Here is a 19,968-nt window from a genome sequence, read left to right as displayed (position 1 = left end):
TGCTTGAAAGCGACAATGCAGTTAAGTTGGCGAAGGAAAAAGGCCTAAGAGAATTAAATTCGCAACTTGTTATCCGAGAGCAAGAGCATAAAAAACTCCTTAGTCGATCTTCGAGTGCAAAAACAGCACTAGATCGCTTTCTAGAAGAGCTTAATAAGCAGTTGAGTTTGGAAACGTTAGAGAATCTTATTCAACAGAATTCCCTTAGAAAGAATGCGGTAGCCGAGTGCAAGAGAATATTTGAGCAAGCGCAGGATCAAAAGCTTAGTTGTCGACAAATCCTGTCGTCTATCGAAAAACAAGATGCTTCGATAGCAAGCCTTGAGGCTGAGCTTGTTAGCCTTCGAACAGCCTATCAGCAAGCTAATAAGTATTTCTTGTCATTAAAAGAAAGAGTCTTGCTCGAAAACCGTATTGTCAGCTTAAGTGAGCACCGAGCACAATTAAAAGAAGGCGAAGCTTGCCCTTTGTGTGGTTCCGTGGATCATCCAATGTTAGATGGATATGGCGAGCTTGAGTCTTCGTCAACGAATGATGAGCTTCTTGCTCAAGAAAAAGTTGCTGAAGCGTTAAAAGAGCAGGGACTTGCCAAGAAGGAAGCCTTAATTCGTCAAGGTGCGGAACTTGAAGGGTTAAGAATAAGAGCAGAGGAGTCACTGAAAAAAGAGGCGGAAACCGAGCAGGTTTGGGCAACTTATGCTGCTCAAATTAATTGTAGTTTGCTTGTAGCAGATGAAGGTGTCCCTCAATTTTTAGAAGAAGTCTTAAGTGATATTGAAAATATAGACAATCAATATGAAAAATTATCGAACCTCCGTCGCGCACTAGAGGCCTGCCAGGAAGAAGAGAAAGTAGAACAGAATTTATTAGACGCTCTAATAAGAGATAAAGAGATACAAGAAACTGAGCATCGCTATATCAGCCAGCAGTGCCAAGATAAACAAGATCAAATCAATAGCTTATGCAGTAGTGAGCAGGAGCTAGATCAATCTTTACAAGAAAATCTGGCTAAGCTTAGTGGCCATGATGTCGTGATAAGCCCGGACTTAAGTGCTTTAGGCGAGTGGTTGGAGACAACCCGAAAGGAGTGTTCGCTGTATGACGACAAGGCAAAGCTACTTCAGACAGAGCTTGGATTAATTAGCGATATCGAAAAGCAACATGACCAATACAAAGCCGTATTGAGCGAGCTTAATTCCCAGTTTGCCGAGGCGAAACAGAAACAGCAGTCGTTCATGGAGCAGCTTGCTGTACAGAAGGCAGAGCGCAAACGTCTGTTCGGCGATAAAGATGTAAGTGCCGAGCGTGAGAAGTCGGCTCAAAATTGTGAAAAAAGGCTTCTGTCCTATCAGGGCTTGCAGGGGTCAATAGCTGAGATCGAGAGAAACTTATCGGCACTTCAGGGAAAGCAGCAGCAGCTCGAGCAGCAGAAGTTTGAACACAAAGATCAGTTGGATCGTCTTGCTCATGACTGGCAGCAGAGACTCGAGAATAGCGTGTTCGAAGACCTGCCCAGCTTTCAGCAGGCTCATCTTGATGACGTAGAGATCGAGAATTTGGTGTCTTTAAAAGAAGAAACACAAAAAACTAAAGCAACATTGGAGGCAGAGCTAAAAACTGCCCAGAGCCAGTTAAAAGAGTTACAAGCTAAAGATCTTCCTAATTTGTCACTCGAAGAGCTCAAAGCGCTACTTGATGGCCTGGAGAGTGAAGTAGAAGCTTGTAGTCAGAGGCAGGGTGAACTAACGCAGATACTTAAGACCAACGCAGAACAGAAACAAAAGCATGAAAACCTGATGCGAGAAATTGAAGCCCAGCGACAGTGCTACGATGATTGGAGTCACCTTAATAGTTTGATAGGCTCCAAAGATGGTAAACGTTTCAGAGTCTTTGCACAGGGCCTGACCTTAGATTATTTAATACAACTCGCAAACCAAAGGCTTGAGGGGCTACATGCCCGTTATTATCTGGTTAGAAGTGATATTCAAGGGCTGGAATTGCAGGTAGTCGATAAATGGCAAGCAGATTCGCATAGAGATACACGAACTCTATCTGGCGGTGAAAGCTTTTTGGTCAGCTTGGCGCTGGCCCTGGCTTTGTCTGACCTGGTTAGCTATAAAACTCAAATTGACAGTTTATTTCTCGATGAAGGTTTCGGTACGCTAGACCGTGCGACATTGGATATCGCACTAGATTCACTGGATCAGCTCAACTCTCAGGGTAAAATGATTGGCGTGATTAGTCATATAGATGCCTTGAAAGAGCGTATACCTGTTCAGATTGATATTAAAAAAATGAGCGGGCTTGGGTACAGCCGTTTGGATAAGGCTTATGAGATTAAAGGGCAAGCTGATTAAGGTAGGCAGCGGCCAAAGTGCTTTACTGAAACGTAAGCACCTTGGCTTGTTTTGGATTCCGCATTAGCGAGGGGTGAAACCCTCTGCCTAAGAGAAACGTTTTAAAACTCAGCGCTATGATAAACGTTTTGCACGTCATCCAGGTCGTTAAGCATATCTAAAAATGTTTCGAAGGTAGCAATATCGTCACCTGAAATTTCAGTCGTTGTTTGTGGAACAAACTGGATTTCATCAACTTTAAAGTCTACTTCCTTTTCACCGTTCTTGTTCTCTGTACCGAATGCTTCGTTAAGCGCTTGCTTTGCCTTGAAATAATCAGTGTTAGGTGCAAATATCGTGATTTCGCCGTTTTCACACTCGATATCACTGACATCAACATCGGCTTCCATTAAGGCTTCAAGCGCGGTGTCTTCATCTTCAGACTTGAATACGAAAATAGCACTGTGATCAAACATGTGACCAACGCTACCTTGGGCACCAATTTTACTCTTGGTTTTGGTAAAACACTGGCGCACATCACCGAAGGTACGGTTAGGGTTGTCCGTTAGGCAGTCAACAATTACCATGCAGTTTCCGGGGCCAAAACCTTCATAGCGAGCTGTCGCAAAGTCTTCGCCAGCACCACCTTTTGCCTTTTCAATCGCTTTTTCGATAACATGACCAGGAACCTGATCTTTCTTGGCGCGGTCAATCATTGACCTAAGTGAAAGGTTACCGTCCGGGTCGATACCACCAGACTTTGCGCACATATAAATCTCGCGGCCATACTTGCTGTATACCTTGGTTTTGGCGTCGGCGGTTTTTGCCATTGATTCTTTACGGTTTTGGTAAGCTCTACCCATTTTTTAAGGTCCCAAACTATTTTTAGAAATCGGAATACTGTTTTCAGAAACAGAATACTACCGTGATGTAAAAGGTTTAAAAAGTGTCACGCACAAAAAAAGCCGCAGAAGCGGCTTTTTTAGCTTAATCATGTTAAGCAGACCTTACTAACCGATGCTGAAAAGCTCGCCTAGCTTAGTTGCTAGCATCATGTCGCCTTCAGCACGTAGCTGACCAGCCATGAACGCTTGCATACCGTCAGTTTCGCCACTAACGATGCCTTTAAGAGTTTCAGTGTTCATGATCAAAGTAACTGAAGGATCATCGTGCTCACCAGCTGCTAGTTCGCATGTACCGTCAGCGATAGTTAGGCTGTAGTTGTCATCGTCTTCGATGTTGAATTGGAATACCAAGTCGATGCCGCTAGCTGCGTCAGCGTTGAAGTTTTCTTTTAGTGTCTCGAAAGTAGAAGCTACAGACATGAGAATACCCTTTTTATGTATCAATTATCGCTAAGCTACACGTGTATATGCATGAGGTTGAAGCTCAATAGTGCAAGGTAGCTAGCCTGAGTGTGAAGCGTATTGATTTTCACGGATGTCAAGATTAGTTACTCGAAAAACGCTTGTCAACTAATAAATCGAACGCTTGTTTGAATTATGGTGTGAAGGTGTAAATTAGTAGCCAACAATATCTGAACGAAACCCTTGTATTTGGCAATAATGGCCCAACAATGCAATGGTCATAATGTTTTCGTTATTTGTATATATCAAACCTGAGGATAAGCGCGTGGAATTTTTGACTGAGTACGGTGTCTTCTTGGCGCAGACAATTACAGTTGTTGCTGCCATTTTAATAGTGATGGCTGCAGCAAGCAGTGCAGCTCTAAAAAACAAGAAGCCTGAAAGCAAGGAAATGCTGATTGAAAAATTGAATGAAAAGTACGAGGAAATCAAAGATACGCTTGAAGAGTCGATGCTGAGTAAAGAAGCATTAAAAGACAAGAAAAAGCAGCTCAAGAAGCAAGAAAAGGAAAGTAAGGGGAAGTCAGACACTGAAGATAAAAAGAAGGTGTTTGTTCTAAGCTTCGAGGGTGATATTAAAGCTAGCGCTGTTGAGGGCTTCAGAGAAGCCGTTTCTGCGGCACTGTTGGTTGCACGTCCGGGTACCGATGAAATCGTGGTCAAGCTTGAAAGTCCTGGCGGTATGGTTCATTCCTATGGTTTGGCCTCTGCACAGCTAGATCGAATTAAGCAGAAGGGTATCAAACTGACAGCTTGCGTAGACAAGGTCGCTGCGAGTGGTGGTTACATGATGGCGTGCGTTGCAGATCAGATTATTGCTTCACCTTTCGCTATAATGGGTTCGATTGGTGTGGTGGCTCAGGTGCCTAACTTCAACAAGGTACTGAAGAAAAATGATATCGACTATGAGATCCTGACTGCTGGCAAGTACAAAAGAACCTTAACAATGTTTGGTGAAAATACTGACGAAGGAAGAGAGAAGTTTAAGTCGGACTTGGAGGATACTCACCAGTTATTTAAGTCCTACGTTTCAGAACGTCGTCCATCGGTTGATATTGAATCAGTTGCCAATGGTGATATCTGGTTTGGTTCTAAAGCCAAGGAAGTATCTTTAGTTGATGACTTGAAAACATCAGATGAATATATTTTAGAAGCCTGTCAGGACTCAGAGGTCTATTCCTTGGAATTCAAAGCAAAGAAAAGTTTGATGGATAAACTAGGCATGTCGGTAAGCTCAGGTATTGAACAGTCTGTTACCAAACTGCTTTCCGAGCTGAATATCTCTCGTGGTATGAAGTAATTAATTAAGTCGTTGATGGGGCGGGGTTGCGACTCTGGCCCCATTTTTATTTTGTGAATGTTTAAACAGGGGCCGCAATTTACCTGTAATTTCAAAGTGCGCAAGTTTGGTGCTCATTGAAGCTCTGTGTATCCATTATTTAGCCAGCTTATGGCACCCACTCAATGAGGCGAACAAAAGCTTCAATTATTTATCGTGAAACAAAGAACTTTAGAGCTATTCAGATATTGCTAGGGCACTTTAAAATTGACAGCACTATAAGGTATCTTGGGGTTGAAGTAGATGATGCGCTTGATCTTGCCGAACGAATTCAGGTGTAGAATTTCGTCAAAAGGCGGTTATTTACAATTTAAGTAACTTCCTTTTTATGCAATTTTTTAAAAGCCGGCATTAAGGGCTCATCAAAATAAGTAAATTAATTTTGGCTTTTAAATAAGACCTCGACTTTCAGTAATCGCTTATTAACTCTAGAGAGTTCCTATAACCAGCAATCAATATCCTGACCTCCTAAAATAGCCATTATTTCAACGACCGCACCATTAACACGGTAGTAAATATTATCGGAGCAATAAGAGCAGCGCCTATAACCTGGGCGAATATGGTCAACTGATTGGAAGAGATATGGGTTGATAGAAATTTTCTCGAACATATCGAAAAAACCATGGTAATAGGTATCTGCCTGAGCTTCTCCAAACTCGCTATATTCGTAAGCGTATATCCGCTTTAGGTCTTCTTTAGTATTCGAAGATATCTTAAATTCAAACATGCCTTACTTCAGTTCTGACTTGAATTCAGCCAGCATCTCAGATGCCATTTGATTTACAAAACCACTGGATTCTGCATCTTCAAGCTTTCTATTAATTGCTTCAGCCCTTCTCGCGCTGCGGATAAGATCGTTTATCAATTCACTTTTATTAGAGTAATCTTGAACATTATCTACATGATTTCGCAACCAAGAATCATTTTGCTCTGTTAACGTAATACTTTGTCTCGGCATTTTACACCTCCCTCGATACAAACCTGGTGTAATTATACACCAGGTTTGTAGTGAATGGTCTACAGAATATTTAATAAGTTAGATACAGAGTCACTACTTAGACTAAGTCTCTCAGTGCTTAGCAAAGACACTCTCATACAAAGCAGCAAACAAAATAATGCCACCACCAAGTAGTGTGTTGAAGACTATTCCTTCTCTTAAAAGTAAATATGCAAATAGGCTTCCATAAACGACTTGCAGGCTTATCACCATTGATACGCTTTTAGCTGAACGATAGCGTAGGGCGTATGTTTTTTGAGTATGTGGGATTGCCGTAAACACGGTGCCTAGTAGAATTAATGCAAGTAGATCGGGTGTTTTTATTTCCACTGGCGAGACAGATGCAAAGGGTAGCAAAATTGCGGCTGACACCATCGCGTGATAAAACATAATGGTGAAAGGGGAAATATCTGACAGGTGCTTTGATACCAGAATATTTCTTAGTGCCACAGCCAGTGCAGATAAAAGACCAAACAATACTCCTGCGGTGACATTGTTTTCGAGAGTAAAGTCCGGGACGATCATAAAGACACCGAGCATAACCAGCAAACCCATGAGGATATCGGCTTTATGAAGCCGTGTTTTATTGATTAAGGGTTCCAGAAATACCGTCATGACAGGAAAGGTAAACATCGAGATCATGCCGATAGCGACAGTCGACAGCTGCATCGCTTGAAAATAGGCTGTCCAATGAACGGTGAACAGCATGCTGCAAAACACCAAGAGTAAAAAAACGGGTAAAGTGCTAATTCTAAGTTTTTGTTTGAATAGAAGTGCCACAATAAATACGGTGAGGCCGCAAATCAGAGTTCGGTAGGCAATTATGTCCCAGGCAGCATAGGGAATTAGTTTTGAAAAAAGTGCTGTACCACCAAGCAATAATGCGGCGATATGCATATGAAGCAGTACTTTATTATATATATTCATTTAAGCTTCATAGCAAGTATTAATTATCAGTAGCTGAGTGATACTGCCAAATACCATCAAGCTTAATGAAATGGCTATTCTCTACAATTCGCTGAGCCTTGCCCGACACTTTATAACGTGCAACGAAAGACACTTGGCCTTCCTTATCATCCTCTAGACCTGCTACTGTATCTTTAATTTTCAAACCAAGCCACTTACTTTGTGAATCGAAATCAAGGTTGCTTGGGCGGGTGTCCGGGTGCCAGCTTGTTAGAAGGTAGTCTTCATTCTCAAGTACAAAGGCACTGTAGCGAGAGCGCATTAGCTGCTCGGCTCTTAGTGCTTTAGCTATGTCAGCATGAATAAGAGCACAGCAGTCGTCATACGTCAGGGAAGACCCACAGGGGCAAGGAGCTTTGGGCATTAATCTCGTCTTAATTTGTCGCTAATAGCGATCGGATTGGGGAAGTTAAAGATAACAATATATGAGTTAAAGATGAAAGTCAGTATTGCTGTGGCCTGGATAAGGTGGGAGGCCTCGGTCCCTATCAAAGCCGATGCGGTTGCCAGGTAGGCAATCAGTAACGAAAACTCACTAATTTGGCCTAATCGAAAACCAGCTTCCCAGGCAATGTCATTGGGTTCTTTGCTGCGCGTAAGCAACCAACGGAATATCACTGGCTTGATAACAATAATCAGCCCAGCCAGTAGTAGTGAGGGGAGAATAACGTCTGCCAGTAAGCCTAAGTTGAATGAAGCGCCCAGCGAAAAGAAAAACAGAACTAAAAAGAAGTCACGAAGCGGTTTTAAATGCTCGGCTATATATTGGGCGATTGGGCTAGTCGCGATGCTGATGCCTGCGATAAAAGCGCCGATTTCAGAAGATAACCCAATGTAATGTGCGAGTTCTGCAACACCCAGGCACCAACCAATTGTCAGCAAGAATATATACTCATGAAAACGGTCAAACTTGGATATCAATTTAAGGATGACATGCTTTACGGTAGCGAATACGACAAAGATAAGTAATGGCAAAGTTAGCATTGTTTTAACGAAGCTAAAGATACTGTTGCTGTCCGGATCTGCTGAAGTACCGCTGCCTCCTAATATGAGCAACACGACAATTGCCACCAAATCCTGTAGCAGTAGCATACCCACAACAAGTTCCCCGACATGGCGGTGATGCAAGACGGTTGTAGGGAGAAGCTTTATGCCTATAATCGTACTAGAAAACATCATCGCACAGCCGATAATCACGGACTCTTGAGAGCTGTAGCCAAAGCCTTTTCCAATCATAAACCCGGTAAAGGCGAAGGCTAGGGAACTGACAATAGCGACCAGGGTGGCTTTTCGCAACATGTGCATCAAGCTCTTTGGTTGCATATCGAGCCCTAATAAAAACAGCAAAAAGATAATTCCGATCTCTGCTATTTCTGACAGCAGGTGCGCATCGCTCACATAGTGCAAGCCATAAGGGCCTATTAAGGCACCTAAGGCAATATAGGCGACAATAATAGGCTGACGAGTATATAAAACAATTGAAGCAAGGATCGCGGCCCCAGAAAAGATAAGGAAGAAGGAATTGACAATCGAGAGATGTTCCATAGTACTTTGGGGCTCAGTGGGTCTTAAAACAATGTAATTTACTTGAAAGCTTATCTGCCTCTTAAGCAGTATAGCAACGATTTACGGCTATTAGCTTTGAAGCAATAATTTAACTCTCTGTCACAATGCTTTTTGTGTTGACAAATGACTGCAGGAAAGTCGCCATTATGGTAATCTTGTGCTCATCAATCTGTCATTCTGCTTAAGAAAGCACGGTGCTCTGTTTATAATGTCGAAGCCAAAAATGCCCAAAGAGAAAAAACGCTTTCTGGATATTCCATCTATCAAGGACAGTACCTTTTCCGTATTTAAAGGGGCTGGCGACTTGGCGACGAGTAGTGTCGCGTTGCCAAAAGCCTTTGTGCCGATTGTGAAACTCTTGATGACAGAGCGCATGATCACTCAAGATGAATTAGCCGACGAACTCGATCTTTTATTCGAGCAGTTATATCTTCACCCGGTTTCATCTCACTCTAGGTCATTGACGGAGTACCTTCGAAAGTATCGTATTATCCCCAATGAAGAGTCGACAGAAAATCTTATTGGTTATGTCGTTAAGCAGGCGGTTCTGCGCAGCCCAGTCGATATTCCTGAAGTTGTTGTTGATGAGTTTTGGAGCTTCTTTCAAGAATTGATAGAATCGCCAGAGCTTAAAGGCGTTGTCGAGCTGAATCTGGATATTGTCCGTTCAGTCTTGCGTACATATGAGCCTTTGCTTCTGGATATCGTTAACAGCATTAAGCATATCCGAAAGATAAATCAGAAAACCTTGTCTGAAATAGTATTAAAGCTCCAGGTTTTGCGTGGCGACATACATATCCTTAAGCGACAGATAAAGGCTATTCGCTACATAAAACCCTTCCTGCAAACAGACCCAAAAGACTTTAAACAACAGGCAGAAATTGTTGCCAAAATGGTACGTGAGTTCGGCCCTTTGTTTATCAAAATGGCGCAGGTCGCCGCTGCAAACTCAGACTTCCTGCCTGAAGAAATCTCTAAAGAGTTAAAAGTATTCCAGGAAGATGTCGACCCGATGACGGCATCCGAGGTCTATCAAGCCTTTAATGAGGAGTTTGGTCAGAAGCCAGAATCCCGATATTTTGGTTTTGATGTCAATAACCCGATTAAATCCGGCTCAATTGGCTCAGTATTTGTTGCTAAGAAACCAATGCAGCATGGGGATGAAGAGGTTCTAGTCCCGGTCGTCGTAAAGGTGGCACGTCATAACCTAGAGCGTGAGTTTGCTATGGGTTCTCTGGCCATCGAGCTGATGCTTATCAGTAGTCAGTACTGGGCACCTCATAGTAAGTTGAGGCCGTTTTTGGCGGCAATGTCAGAACAGATAAAGGAATTTACCAAAGGCTTTGAGCAAGAGCTCGATTTTAAACATGAAGCAGAAATTCAAGACCGTTTCTATCAGCGGGCCCTGGCATCGCCAGTATGGTATGTACCGGGTTTATACGGTGCTACTGGACGCATCATTGAAATGGAATTCCTTCAGGATGCCATGGCGATAAACCAGGCGATAGATCGTTACCGTGGTAAGCGAAAGAAAAAGTTTCAGAGAAAACTTGCCGACAATTTCCTATACACCATGCTTGAACATCTTCTGATACACCAGGAGTTTCACGGAGATCTTCACCCTGGAAATGTGATGGTAGATCTCGATGCCAGGTTGTTCCTTATTGATTGGGGAAATGCCGTCGATATGCGTGGTAAGTGGGGAATGGTAGGTCGTTACCTGGCGTCGGTATTGAGTGGCGATGTTGATATGCTGACGATGACTCTTATTCAAATGAGTAAGGGCCAAAAAGGAAACCTGGAACGCTATGACGAGATTAAAACAGCGCTTGAAGAAACATTGATTAAAAAGAACGTTACCCCATTGGGTAGAGACTTTATGTTTCGCCTTTATGAAGAGGGGCAGGAAGGCTTGCGCCAGCGTTTACAGACTGCCTTGCATTTAATGTCTAATACCTATCAGCTTGATATGACCATTAAGAGCGATTATCTACACTTATCTAGATCTTTGTTTGCTATGGTCGGCACCTACAATAATCTTTATAAAGATATCTCTGGCTGGACAATGGCGAAAGATCTTGTTGCGGATGTAGCGATGTTTCCGCTTCGTTTTACTTATCACCGCATTGTTAGGCCGAATATTCTATCTGAGCCTGAAGATTCACCCTATGCTACGAATCATTTTGCTGCCCAAGAGCAATTAAAATCAAAAACTGCCCCTGTCGCGCCAATGTCTTTACTAGAAATTCAGTAGGCCGGCTGGTGAGTTCAGAAACTGATGAAAGCTTAATAACGCTATTTGAAGATGCTAATCTTCTTGCCGTTCATAAGCCAGCTGGTATCCCTTTTCACTGTGATGACCTACTTCAAGGGATTGTGCAAAAGGTTAGGCTTCAGTTCGAATCTGAGCAGCTTTTCCCTGTTCATCGCTTAGATAAAATGACTTCTGGATTGATGGTTTTCGCAAAGACTCAGGCCTCGAACAAAGCAATAAGTGAAATGCTCCAGAATAAAACCATCGAAAAGTACTATCTGGCACTGAGTACTAAGAAACCAGGTAAAAAGCAGGGGGCGGTTGCCGGTGATATGGTTAAAGGGCGTCGTGGTAGTTATTTGCTTCGTCGAGAAAAAACTAATCCTGCTGTGACTCGTTTTTTCGCCAAGGCGCTCGACCCGATGTTGAATAAAGATACTGAACTGAGCACGAAAGAAGGCTATTGGCTATTTGCATTAAAGCCAGAAACCGGTAAAACTCATCAGCTTCGTGTAGCCTTAAAGTCACTAGCGAGCCCAATTTTAGGTGACGAGCGCTATAGTGGTATGAAGGCTGATAGAGGCTATCTGCATGCTTATAAGATGTGCTTTGATTTGTTCGGACAGCGCTATGATATCACCGATGAGAACTTTCGAGGTGAAGCTTTTAGCCTCACAAGTTTAAGCGAAAGCAATGATTTTAGACTGCCTCAGAAGCTAAATTGGCCCAAGGCTGCTTTCAAGTTAGACAACAAGCAAACATAAGTATTTATTTTCCTAAGACAAGCCCTTCGCGACGCTTGTCTGCGCCGCCAAGCAAGCCTTGTTCAGTAAAGATCACCCCATGCAAGCCTGAGTTTAAATCTTTCACTTTTGTTTGGTAGCCCATGCCTTCAAAGACGTCTTTTAGTTTCTCTGCCGAGCTGTTTGCTTCGATATCCATCACACCAAAGCGATTAACTATATGCGCCTGATCAAAGGCTTCTTGTGGCGTCTTTTCCCAATCCAAAATTGCAATTAAGCTGTTGGCGACATAGTTAATAATGCGTGAACCGCCGGGTGAACCCAGAGCGACATAGGGCTGTTTGAGGCCATTGGTATCTTTTTTAAAGACGATGGTGGGTGCCATCGATGAACGCGGACGCTTACCTGGTTCAACACGGTTAGCAACGAGTTTTCCTTTATGGTGAGCCCTAAAGGAAAAGTCAGTGAGTTCGTTATTTAAAAGGAAGCCATTCACCATTAGTCTGGAACCAAAACCATTTTCTATGGTACTGGTCATCGAAACTATATTTTTATCTTTATCAACGATCACAAAATGGCTGGTTGAGGGGACTTCGATTGACTTACCTGCCTGATAGGCGGCATAAAATTTTGCATCGGGAACTCCCGGCGATACACCTTGCAGGGCTGTTCCTGGCGTAATTAGCTTTGATCTACTTCTAAGGTAGTGCTTGTTGAGCATGGCTTTTGGCCAGTCTACAAATGCCGGGTCCGCAATATATTGCCCTCGATCAGCAAACGCTAGGCGGCTGGCATCGGCGATAAGCTGCCATGTTTCTGCAGAGTTTGAGCTTCTTTGTGACAGCCCGAAAGGCTCTAGGATGCCGAGTATTTGCGCAATGCTAGTCGCACCAGAGCTTGGTGGCCCCATTCCGCAAACTTCGTAAGTCTTGTAAGGAGAGCACACCGCTTGCCGTTCAATCACTTTATAGTCTGAGAAATCTTTCTGGGATAGAAAGCCTGGGTTGCTCGCTTGCTTTACTTTATCAACGATTGTTTGGCTAATATCGCTATTATAGAAGTAATCACCACCATGTTTTGCTAGAGCGACCAAGGTGTTTTTGTAAGCAGGGTTCTTAAGTTGCTGTCCTGCTTGTATCGCACGTCCATCAGGAAAGAAATATTGGTATGCGCTATCATCACTGCTCAAATATTTTTCATCTCTTTTTACTGCGTTCGCTAACCGTGGGCCTACATTAAAACCATTTCCGGCAAGTTGTATCGCAGGGCTGAGTAGAGATAGCCACTTCTTCTTACCATATTTCTTGTGGACCTCAGCTAAAAGTTTAACCGTCCCGGGTGTGCCTACTGATCGACCACCTACTACCGCGTCGAAAAAAGCCATTGGCTGAGCGTCTTCTTTTAAGAAAAGTTCTGAGTGAGCGTCTAAGGGAGCAGTCTCACGCCCGTCAAAGGTAGTGAGCTTGTTATTTTGTGAGTCATAGTAGACCAGGAATGCGCCACCGCCTAAACCGGAGGATTGCGGTTCAACCAGACCAAGTACCGTTTGTACGGTGACCATAGCATCGATGGCATTACCGCCTTGCTCTAATACCTTATAGGCTGCTTTACTTGCTTCCGGGTGTGCACTGACAACCATAAACTCTTTTGCATAGCGCGATTTTATAAGGTCAGAAGCGGGGCGTATTGTTTGGGTTTTGAGTTGTTTATTATCTGCTTGGCCTTGCTCTGGAGCGAATAGGTCACTTACTTGCTGACAGTGAAGCAAAGGAGAATAGAAAGATAGTGTTGTTATGAAGGTGAGTAGCGACTTCATTTAGCGATATCCTCTTACTTAGGTTCTTATTCTGGAGCGGCTTAACAGTGCGTTACTTGTGCTTGAGCAGGGTAGACAACTTTTCGGCTTTTTCATAGAGCCAGCCTTGTATTGAATCGCAGCCACACTCTAGCAAGAAGTCGCTTTGTTCCTGGCTCTCGACACCTTCGGCAACTACTTTCATATCCAAACCGTGCGCCATTAGGATAATAGCAGAGACGAGTTTGCAGTCAGATTCGTAAAAAGGAAGTTCGTTAATAAACTCTCTATCGATTTTTAAGGTGTTAAAGCTGAATTTTCGGAGGCTGCTTAAAGATGAATATCCTTGGCCGAAATCATCCATTGCGAGTTTCATACCTAGCTCAGTTATTTTATTAAGTATGAAGTCCGTATTGCTCTGGCTGGACATCAGAACGCCTTCTGTAATCTCAATTTCTACCGAACTATAGTCAATGCCCGAGGAGGATACCGTGTCGCTCAAGACATCTATAAGACTTGGTGAGTTAAATTGAACCGGAGAAATGTTTATCAACATTGTGCAGCGTGCATTGTAATGAGCTTTAAGCTCGACCAGCGCAGCTAAAGACTGCTGAATTACGAACTCACCAATCGGAATGATCATGCCGTTTCTCTCGGCTACTGGGATAAATTCGGCAGGGGATACTTGGCCAAGATGCTCGCTGTGCCAGCGTAATAATGCTTCAAAGCCTATTACTTGTTTACTTTGTGCGTCGATCTTTGCTTGGTAGACCAAGTACATTTCGTTCTTGTCCAAGGCAGCGCGAAGTGCTTGCTCTAACTCAATTTGACGCGATACTTTCTCTTTTCGCTCTTTAGTGTAAAAAGCATAGGAACCGTTAGAGAATTCTTTTGCTACGTGAGTTGCTGAATCGGCATTCTTAAGTAATTCATCAGATGTGTCGCCGTCAAAAGGAAAAATTGAGATCCCGATGCTCGCCGAAAGAGTGTATAAACCCGCATCTATTTGAAAGGCTGCCCGAAACTGCTCCAATACGGAGCTGGTTGTTGAAGCTAGGTCGGACACATCATTAAAGTGACTGATGATAATCAGGAATTGATCACCACTGAGGCGGCCCAGTGTGTCACCCTCTGTTAGTGTTGTGCCAAGCCGCTCAGCAACTTGTTTCAGAACTTGATCCCCGGCACTGTGCCCGTAGGAGTCATTAATCTTCTTAAATTCATCGATGTCTATCGAAAGCATGGCTACTTTCGAGTTGTTCTGTTTGGCTTCGTTAATGCGTTCTCGTAAACGGTCTTCGATCAGGAAACGGTTTGGAAGGTCGGTTAGCTGGTCATAATGCGCTGAACGAAGTATCTGTGAAGTTTGCTGTCTTACTTTACGCTTTAGCATCATGTTCCAAAGCGCACCGATAATGATGATGACAAAAAGAGCAGCACTTATCCGAAGAACGATCATTAGGCTCTGATTGTTGTCGACTTTTATGCTTGTCCATTTTTGGCGGATAGCCTCTTCTTCTTCCACCGTAATACTGTCCAGACCTTTTTCAATAATAGAAACCAACTCGGGCCAGTCATTTCGTATAGCGAAGTGTAGACTCTGTTTTTCTTTTGAAACGGGGGCGGCTACTTTTAGGTTGTTAAGGTTGAGTTTTCGTATCCAATAAGAAGTTGAGGCGACATTTCCGACAAATGCATCGACTTCGCCACCTGACAATGCGAGCAAGGCTTCATTCAGGGTTTTGTATGTATGGGGCTGGATATTCGACTGCTCAGTGACAAAGCCATAGTGCGATGAATTTGCCTGAACAGCGACTTTATGAGTGCTGAGTCAGATAAGCCAGAAATAAAGGGAAAATCTGACTGAGTGACAATGACACGATGGAAGCTCAGGTAAGGGCGGGTATAATTAAAAAAATTTCTTACGCTCTTCAGTCATACCCACAGCCGGCATAACATCCAATTGTTTATTTTTTGCTTTCTCGGTCACTTCTGCCCAGCTTAGGTCAGGAATGACTTCCAAATTTAAATTTAAGCGCCGATTTAACAAGCTAATATAGTCCGAGGCCAGACCCTTGTATTGGCCATCTTCAAAAAACTCAAAAGGAGCGAACTCCGGGTCTACACCCAATTTAATAGTTGGATGAGCATCTGCCCAAGCACGTTCATCAGGACTTAGACGAACTTGCCTGTTGGCTTGTAAATAATCGATCGGAAGCCATTTAGAGCGAAGCGCTTGAAGCTGATCTTCGGGAATGCTGCGCAGAGCCTTGGTTAGAATTGAAGATAAAAGCGGCCAGTCTTTTCTTACTGCAATCGACTCAGGCGAGCCATTACTGTCGTATATTGCTGCATATTTTAAGTTTGAGATCAGATACTTGGTGCGATAATAATGCCCAGCACCAATAAATGAGACGGCTGCATCGGCATCACCGACAGACACGGCATTGAGCGCATCAAGCATCGTATCAACCTTCAAGGGTTGAATCGTAGGGAACTCTTTAGTAATTCGTTTAGCGTATTGGTAGTCAGAAACCAGAGCAACTTTTTTATATTTCAGGTCAAATTTGCTATCAATCTCTGTGTTGTCGTCACGAGTGATAATAACTAATGACTTTCGAATATATGGGTCAGAGAACTTGAACCAGGTATTGCGTTCATCACGCTCTACCATTGTTGCCACAATATCTACTTTATGTTGCTTGGCATCTTCGTATAGCTCTTTCCATTGCGTTTTTGCATAGGGCGAAAACTCGACCCCCAGTTTTTTTGAAATAATACCGAACAACTCTGGCGAAAAACCATCGATAGATTTGTCATTGTCCAAAAAACTGTAGGGAGGGAAGTAACCATCATATGCTATTGATACAACGGGATGTAGTGCTAACCACTCTTGTTCTTCCAGGCTTAAGTTGATTGAGCTATCGGGCGTCGCGTGGCTATATAGCGGGGCTAAAATAAAACCTAATATAAGCAGCTGCAAACACTGAGTGAGTGAAGAAAAAGACGTAATCCTAGGGAAAAGAGTAGCTGCTATTACTGATTTTTTAGGGGGGTGACCATGCTGCTTGTTGCTCATAGACGTCCGGATTGTTCTGTAGAGAGTTAGGGCTTATGTATACCTAGTTTTAAACCAAATAATACAAGCACTTAACAGTGATTCCCAAACGCTAGTAAAATGTAGGCAAAGCGCTCCTTGTTTTGAGCGCCTTCCCCGGCCTATGAGCTAATTCAGAATAGATGATTTGTTTGCTTTAAATCGGTCATTCTTCCATTGGCGCTGGGTTCTTGCGGCTTTTTCGCCACTCATACTTGTTAGAATCTCGAAGTAATCTGACTGGTATTTATCTTTTAAAATATCTTCTTTAGTCTTACCTTTCACAGCATAGACTGTCTGAATATTTTGTTGGTCAAAAGCTCGCCATTCCTGCTCATCTTTTAACAAAGAATATTTATGGCCTTCCAGAGCTTTTCTAACCTTGGCTGTTTCAAAGCTGCCTGCGCGTTCTACGGCGTCTTTGTATTGATATAAAATTGAATATGCCGAAGCTGCGGAAGAAGAAGGGTAGGCGTCATAGCGTTTGCTAAAGGTTTCAACGAATTTTTTGCCTGTTTCATAATTGTATTGTTCTGGTATATTCCATGCCCAGGGTAAAGCACCAACAACGCCCTCCATTGCTTCAGGTCCAGCACTTTTGGCCATGCCTAAGGTCAGGTTAGGTACGACGATAGACATTTTTTTCTTAAGCCCCATGGCGGTGACCATTTTTAAGGCTTTTGCCATATCATCGCCAAATAAAACCAACACTAATACATCGGGTACTTCTTCTTTCGCTGCGTCTAAGGCCGCCTTGAAGTCCTGCTTTGTCGCACCAGGGAAGGGGACAAGTGCGCGCTGGTGTGCTTTTTTGTCTTTGGTTTTGCTGAACTTGCGAATTGAGTTTTCAGTCGACCAGCCTCAGGTATAGTCTGCAGTGATGTAGAATAACTCTTTACCTTTGAAGTTTTTCTTTAGGTATTTTGAAAGCACTTTAGCGCCCATCCAGGCGTTATAACTTTCCCTGAACATGTGGGTATGACCGTCTTTCCCCGTCGTGGCATTTGAGTAGGTTAGCGTGCCAAAGTATAAAGTGTCACGCGCTTTTGCAGCGTAGCCACCTGAAATAGAGACAGCGCTAGAGGAACCGCCAAAAATCATTTTTGCGCCCTGGTCATCGATCATGTGGACGACGTTTGTGGTAGATATTGCGGCTTTTGACTGAGTGTCTTTTTTAAGAAGCTTTATGGGTTTTCCTAGTATCCCGCCATTATTATTAATTTCTTCAACTGCCATATCGGCAGCACGTTCTTGGGCGAGTCCTTGTACTTGGTAAGGGCCTGAAGCGGGATAGTTAAGGCCTATAATGACTTCATTTGCACTTAAACTACTGGCATGTGAGATTAGTGTTAACAAGGATAGGCAGAAAAGCTTACGTAAAAGCATATAAAACTCATAAAATAGTGGATTAACAGGAATTTAGTTTAGTCCATACAACGTAAAGTCGCAGGGAATTTTGATGAGAAATTGTTTTATATCTATTGCTATACAAAAACTGATCCGCCAATAGTTTAGAGATGAGGCTCTCGCTTACAAATTACTTCTTTTTGATCAGTCTTTTGTTGTTGCAGGTGCTTCAATAGTTTTTTGGCAGAAGTCTTCACTTGTTTATTTTCATTCTTAGTCTGTAGCTCAATATACCTACCTAACATTTCACACTGTACGCATAAGTCCTGGAAACGCCCAAAGAGCGCTTGGTGGGCTTTGTAAGATTGTTTGGCTGAGTTTGTTTTGGAGCCAGTAAGCTCAGAGAGGTAGCGGCTTTTCTTAATTAGCTTACGGATATGGTGAAGGTCGTCATCTTGATTGCTTGAGGTTAAATTATCCATAAGTCGACTGATATTGTCTGATAGCTCAATTTGTTTGTCAGTAAGCTTGTCATCATTAGTTTTTCCACACAGCTGTTCAAATTCACTAGATCTAAGAAACTGCTTCCATTGTTTGTTGTCTCGAAGAAAACGTTCACTATTGGCGAATTCACAGAATGCTAACAGCTTCTCGTGACGTATTTTTTCGAGGTCTTGGTATAGTTGAGAAAGCCCCTCACCGTATGTGCCTTGCTCTTCACCAGAAATGACTGAAAGGTAGTTTAGAAATACGTCTAAATCTCTCAGCTCGCCAGTGAGCATTGCGTGCTGTTTTAAGTTCCGTAGGTGCTGATCAAGCGTTTTGTCTTTTGTTAAGGTGTAAATCATGCTAGCAATTGACCGGGTTTTTCTTAGACAAACTCTGTATTGATGAACAAATTCGGAATCTATATCTGCAAGACAGCCAGGCAATAAGCCCAAGGACATTTTGTGTAGTTTGAGTAAATTAGACCGGATTTGTGTTTGATCGCTTTCGGCGTCATGAGCTGCTTTGTTTACTTTACACATATATTCTTCATAGCTCGCCGACGTGGGCGTAATCAAGCGTCGTACTTTAGCCTGAAGAGGAGACAAAGCGGCCCAGCTTGGCGTATCAAGTTCTAAATGAACATAGCTGCAGGTAGGAAAACGTTTTATGGGTGTTTTTAATAGAAACTCGAGAAGTTCCTCAAAAGCGGGGTTATGGCCAACGATCAATACTTCATTTTCATCATCGCCGAGCTTATGCAGCCATTTTAGTAATTTCTTCCTGCTAAACGTGTATAGATCTTTGTCAGTTTTGACTTCAGTGAATGAGTTAGCGCATGTAAGGGTTGCCTGAATAGTTTGCCGTGCACGTTCTGCATTGCTGGAGTAGATGTTTGCTTGTAATGCGCCGTCAGCTTCAAGAATAGGAGACATGATAGCTATCTGACGTAATCCTCGCTTGTTCAGTGGTCTGTCTAAATCCGAAAGAGAAGGCTTAGAGCAACTGGACTTAGCGTGGCGTAAGAGATACAAGTGCTTCATCAGAAAGCCTCTAGAAATATCAAAAATGTTAGTGAGAAAAGTTCTTCCTCAATAATAAACCTTTTAGATGACAGTTAGTTTGCAAGGTTTTGATTGTATTTGCTAATTCTTACAGTTGTTCGTTGTTTTTGCTAAAGTGGTGTATGTCAAAAAACATGGATTAAGAAAGTACCTATGCCCAGCAAAGAACGATCAGACCTTAAAATATTATTATTACAAATCAGGGAAACCGAGCAAGTTAAGCAGGAAGAATTAGAAAGCTTTGCTCGATACAGTAAGCTTGATGTCACCCAATTTGATGTATTAAACGTTTTCGATCAGCCAGACTTTGCGAGAGATGTAGCGCAGGGCTACGATGCACTATTTGTAGGTGGAGCCAGTGAGGCAAATGTCTTGGAGCCTGAAACATATACTTTCGTGCCTCACGCTGAACGCTTGCTTTTACAGTGTGTCGAAAATGAAACCCCTGTATTTGCATCTTGTTTTGGTTTTCAGTTAGCTGCCCAAGCATTGGGACGTGAAATTATTGATGACAAAGAAAATTACGAGATGGGCACTATCCCAATATCTCTCACCGAACATGCTGCTTCAGATCAGGTCTTTCGTGGCATCAGAAATGACTTTCTCGCAGT

General features: G+C 42.9%; 13 protein-coding genes and 4 pseudogenes. 6 read left to right on the top strand and 11 right to left on the bottom strand.

Features of this window, described 5'->3' with window-relative positions:
- A partial coding sequence (locus A3735_RS28520) for an SbcC/MukB-like Walker B domain-containing protein (RefSeq protein WP_304440039.1) occupies nucleotides 1–2,357 on the top strand: 2,357 nt, incomplete at its 5' end.
- A gap of 101 nt (nucleotides 2,358–2,458) precedes the next feature.
- Here the strand turns inward: A3735_RS28520 and A3735_RS28515 are convergent.
- Nucleotides 2,459–3,199 (bottom strand): YebC/PmpR family DNA-binding transcriptional regulator, encoded by a 741-nt coding sequence (locus A3735_RS28515; protein WP_068513720.1) that lies wholly within the window; start codon nucleotides 3,197–3,199, stop codon nucleotides 2,459–2,461.
- Between the two features lie 147 nt (nucleotides 3,200–3,346).
- Nucleotides 3,347–3,661 (bottom strand): SCP2 sterol-binding domain-containing protein, encoded by a 315-nt coding sequence (locus A3735_RS28510; protein WP_068507398.1) that lies wholly within the window; start codon nucleotides 3,659–3,661, stop codon nucleotides 3,347–3,349.
- A gap of 307 nt (nucleotides 3,662–3,968) precedes the next feature.
- On the opposite strand from A3735_RS28510, the gene sohB reads away from it, so the two are divergent.
- Nucleotides 3,969–5,003, top strand: coding sequence for a protease SohB (gene sohB, locus A3735_RS28505; protein WP_068512159.1), 1,035 nt, complete (start codon nucleotides 3,969–3,971; stop codon nucleotides 5,001–5,003).
- 149 nt (nucleotides 5,004–5,152) lie between these two features.
- Nucleotides 5,153–5,323, top strand: a pseudogene (locus A3735_RS29410) (integrase); the annotation flags it as partial.
- Nucleotides 5,324–5,481: 158 nt separating this feature from the next.
- On the opposite strand, the gene A3735_RS28500 reads toward A3735_RS29410, so the two are convergent.
- The 5 genes from A3735_RS28500 to A3735_RS28480 form a co-directional block, all read right to left on the bottom strand.
- Nucleotides 5,482–5,769, bottom strand: coding sequence for a type II toxin-antitoxin system RelE/ParE family toxin (locus A3735_RS28500; RefSeq protein ID WP_068512156.1), 288 nt, complete (start codon nucleotides 5,767–5,769; stop codon nucleotides 5,482–5,484).
- 3 nt (nucleotides 5,770–5,772) lie between these two features.
- Nucleotides 5,773–6,000, bottom strand: coding sequence for a CopG family transcriptional regulator (locus tag A3735_RS28495; protein WP_068511406.1), 228 nt, complete (start codon nucleotides 5,998–6,000; stop codon nucleotides 5,773–5,775).
- Nucleotides 6,001–6,111: 111 nt separating this feature from the next.
- Nucleotides 6,112–6,966, bottom strand: coding sequence for a DMT family transporter (locus tag A3735_RS28490; RefSeq protein ID WP_068513717.1), 855 nt, complete (start codon nucleotides 6,964–6,966; stop codon nucleotides 6,112–6,114).
- A 19-nt stretch (nucleotides 6,967–6,985) separates the two neighbouring features.
- A complete protein-coding gene (locus A3735_RS28485; protein WP_068513714.1) occupies nucleotides 6,986–7,369 on the bottom strand; it encodes a YchJ family protein in 384 nt (127 codons plus the stop codon).
- On the bottom strand, nucleotides 7,369–8,550 hold the full coding sequence (locus A3735_RS28480) for a cation:proton antiporter (RefSeq protein WP_068513710.1): 1,182 nt from the start codon (nucleotides 8,548–8,550) through the stop codon (nucleotides 7,369–7,371). Before A3735_RS28480 ends, A3735_RS28485 begins: the two co-directional genes overlap by 1 nt.
- Nucleotides 8,551–8,779: 229 nt before the next feature.
- Here A3735_RS28480 and A3735_RS28475 point away from each other — a divergent pair, with 229 nt between their 5' ends.
- The gene (locus tag A3735_RS28475) at nucleotides 8,780–10,825 is read left to right on the top strand and encodes an AarF/UbiB family protein (protein ID WP_068513706.1); all 2,046 of its coding nucleotides are present in this window, start codon (nucleotides 8,780–8,782) and stop codon (nucleotides 10,823–10,825) included.
- Nucleotides 10,826–10,833: 8 nt separating this feature from the next.
- Nucleotides 10,834–11,589 (top strand): pseudouridine synthase, encoded by a 756-nt coding sequence (locus A3735_RS28470; protein WP_197476044.1) that lies wholly within the window; start codon nucleotides 10,834–10,836, stop codon nucleotides 11,587–11,589.
- Nucleotides 11,590–11,593: 4 nt separating this feature from the next.
- Here A3735_RS28470 and ggt read toward each other — a convergent pair whose 3' ends face one another.
- The 4 genes and pseudogenes from ggt to A3735_RS28445 form a co-directional block, all read right to left on the bottom strand.
- Nucleotides 11,594–13,384 carry a gamma-glutamyltransferase gene (gene ggt / locus A3735_RS28465; RefSeq protein ID WP_068513703.1) on the bottom strand — a complete coding sequence of 597 codons (1,791 nt, stop codon included), beginning with the start codon at nucleotides 13,382–13,384 and terminating at the stop codon, nucleotides 11,594–11,596.
- A gap of 52 nt (nucleotides 13,385–13,436) precedes the next feature.
- Nucleotides 13,437–16,442: pseudogene (locus A3735_RS32745) on the bottom strand (transporter substrate-binding domain-containing protein).
- 147 nt (nucleotides 16,443–16,589) lie between these two features.
- A pseudogene (locus A3735_RS28450) lies at nucleotides 16,590–17,846 on the bottom strand (ABC transporter substrate-binding protein).
- A 125-nt stretch (nucleotides 17,847–17,971) separates the two neighbouring features.
- Nucleotides 17,972–19,336, bottom strand: coding sequence for a CHAD domain-containing protein (locus A3735_RS28445; protein WP_082880551.1), 1,365 nt, complete (start codon nucleotides 19,334–19,336; stop codon nucleotides 17,972–17,974).
- 174 nt (nucleotides 19,337–19,510) lie between these two features.
- Between A3735_RS28445 and A3735_RS28440 the strand changes: the two are divergent.
- Nucleotides 19,511–19,968 (top strand): annotated as a pseudogene (locus tag A3735_RS28440) (type 1 glutamine amidotransferase); the annotation flags it as partial.

This window comes from Oleiphilus sp. HI0061 (assembly GCF_001635675.1).
Note: the sequence above shows the minus strand (reverse complement) of the source record. Positions and strands in the feature narration are given on the sequence as shown.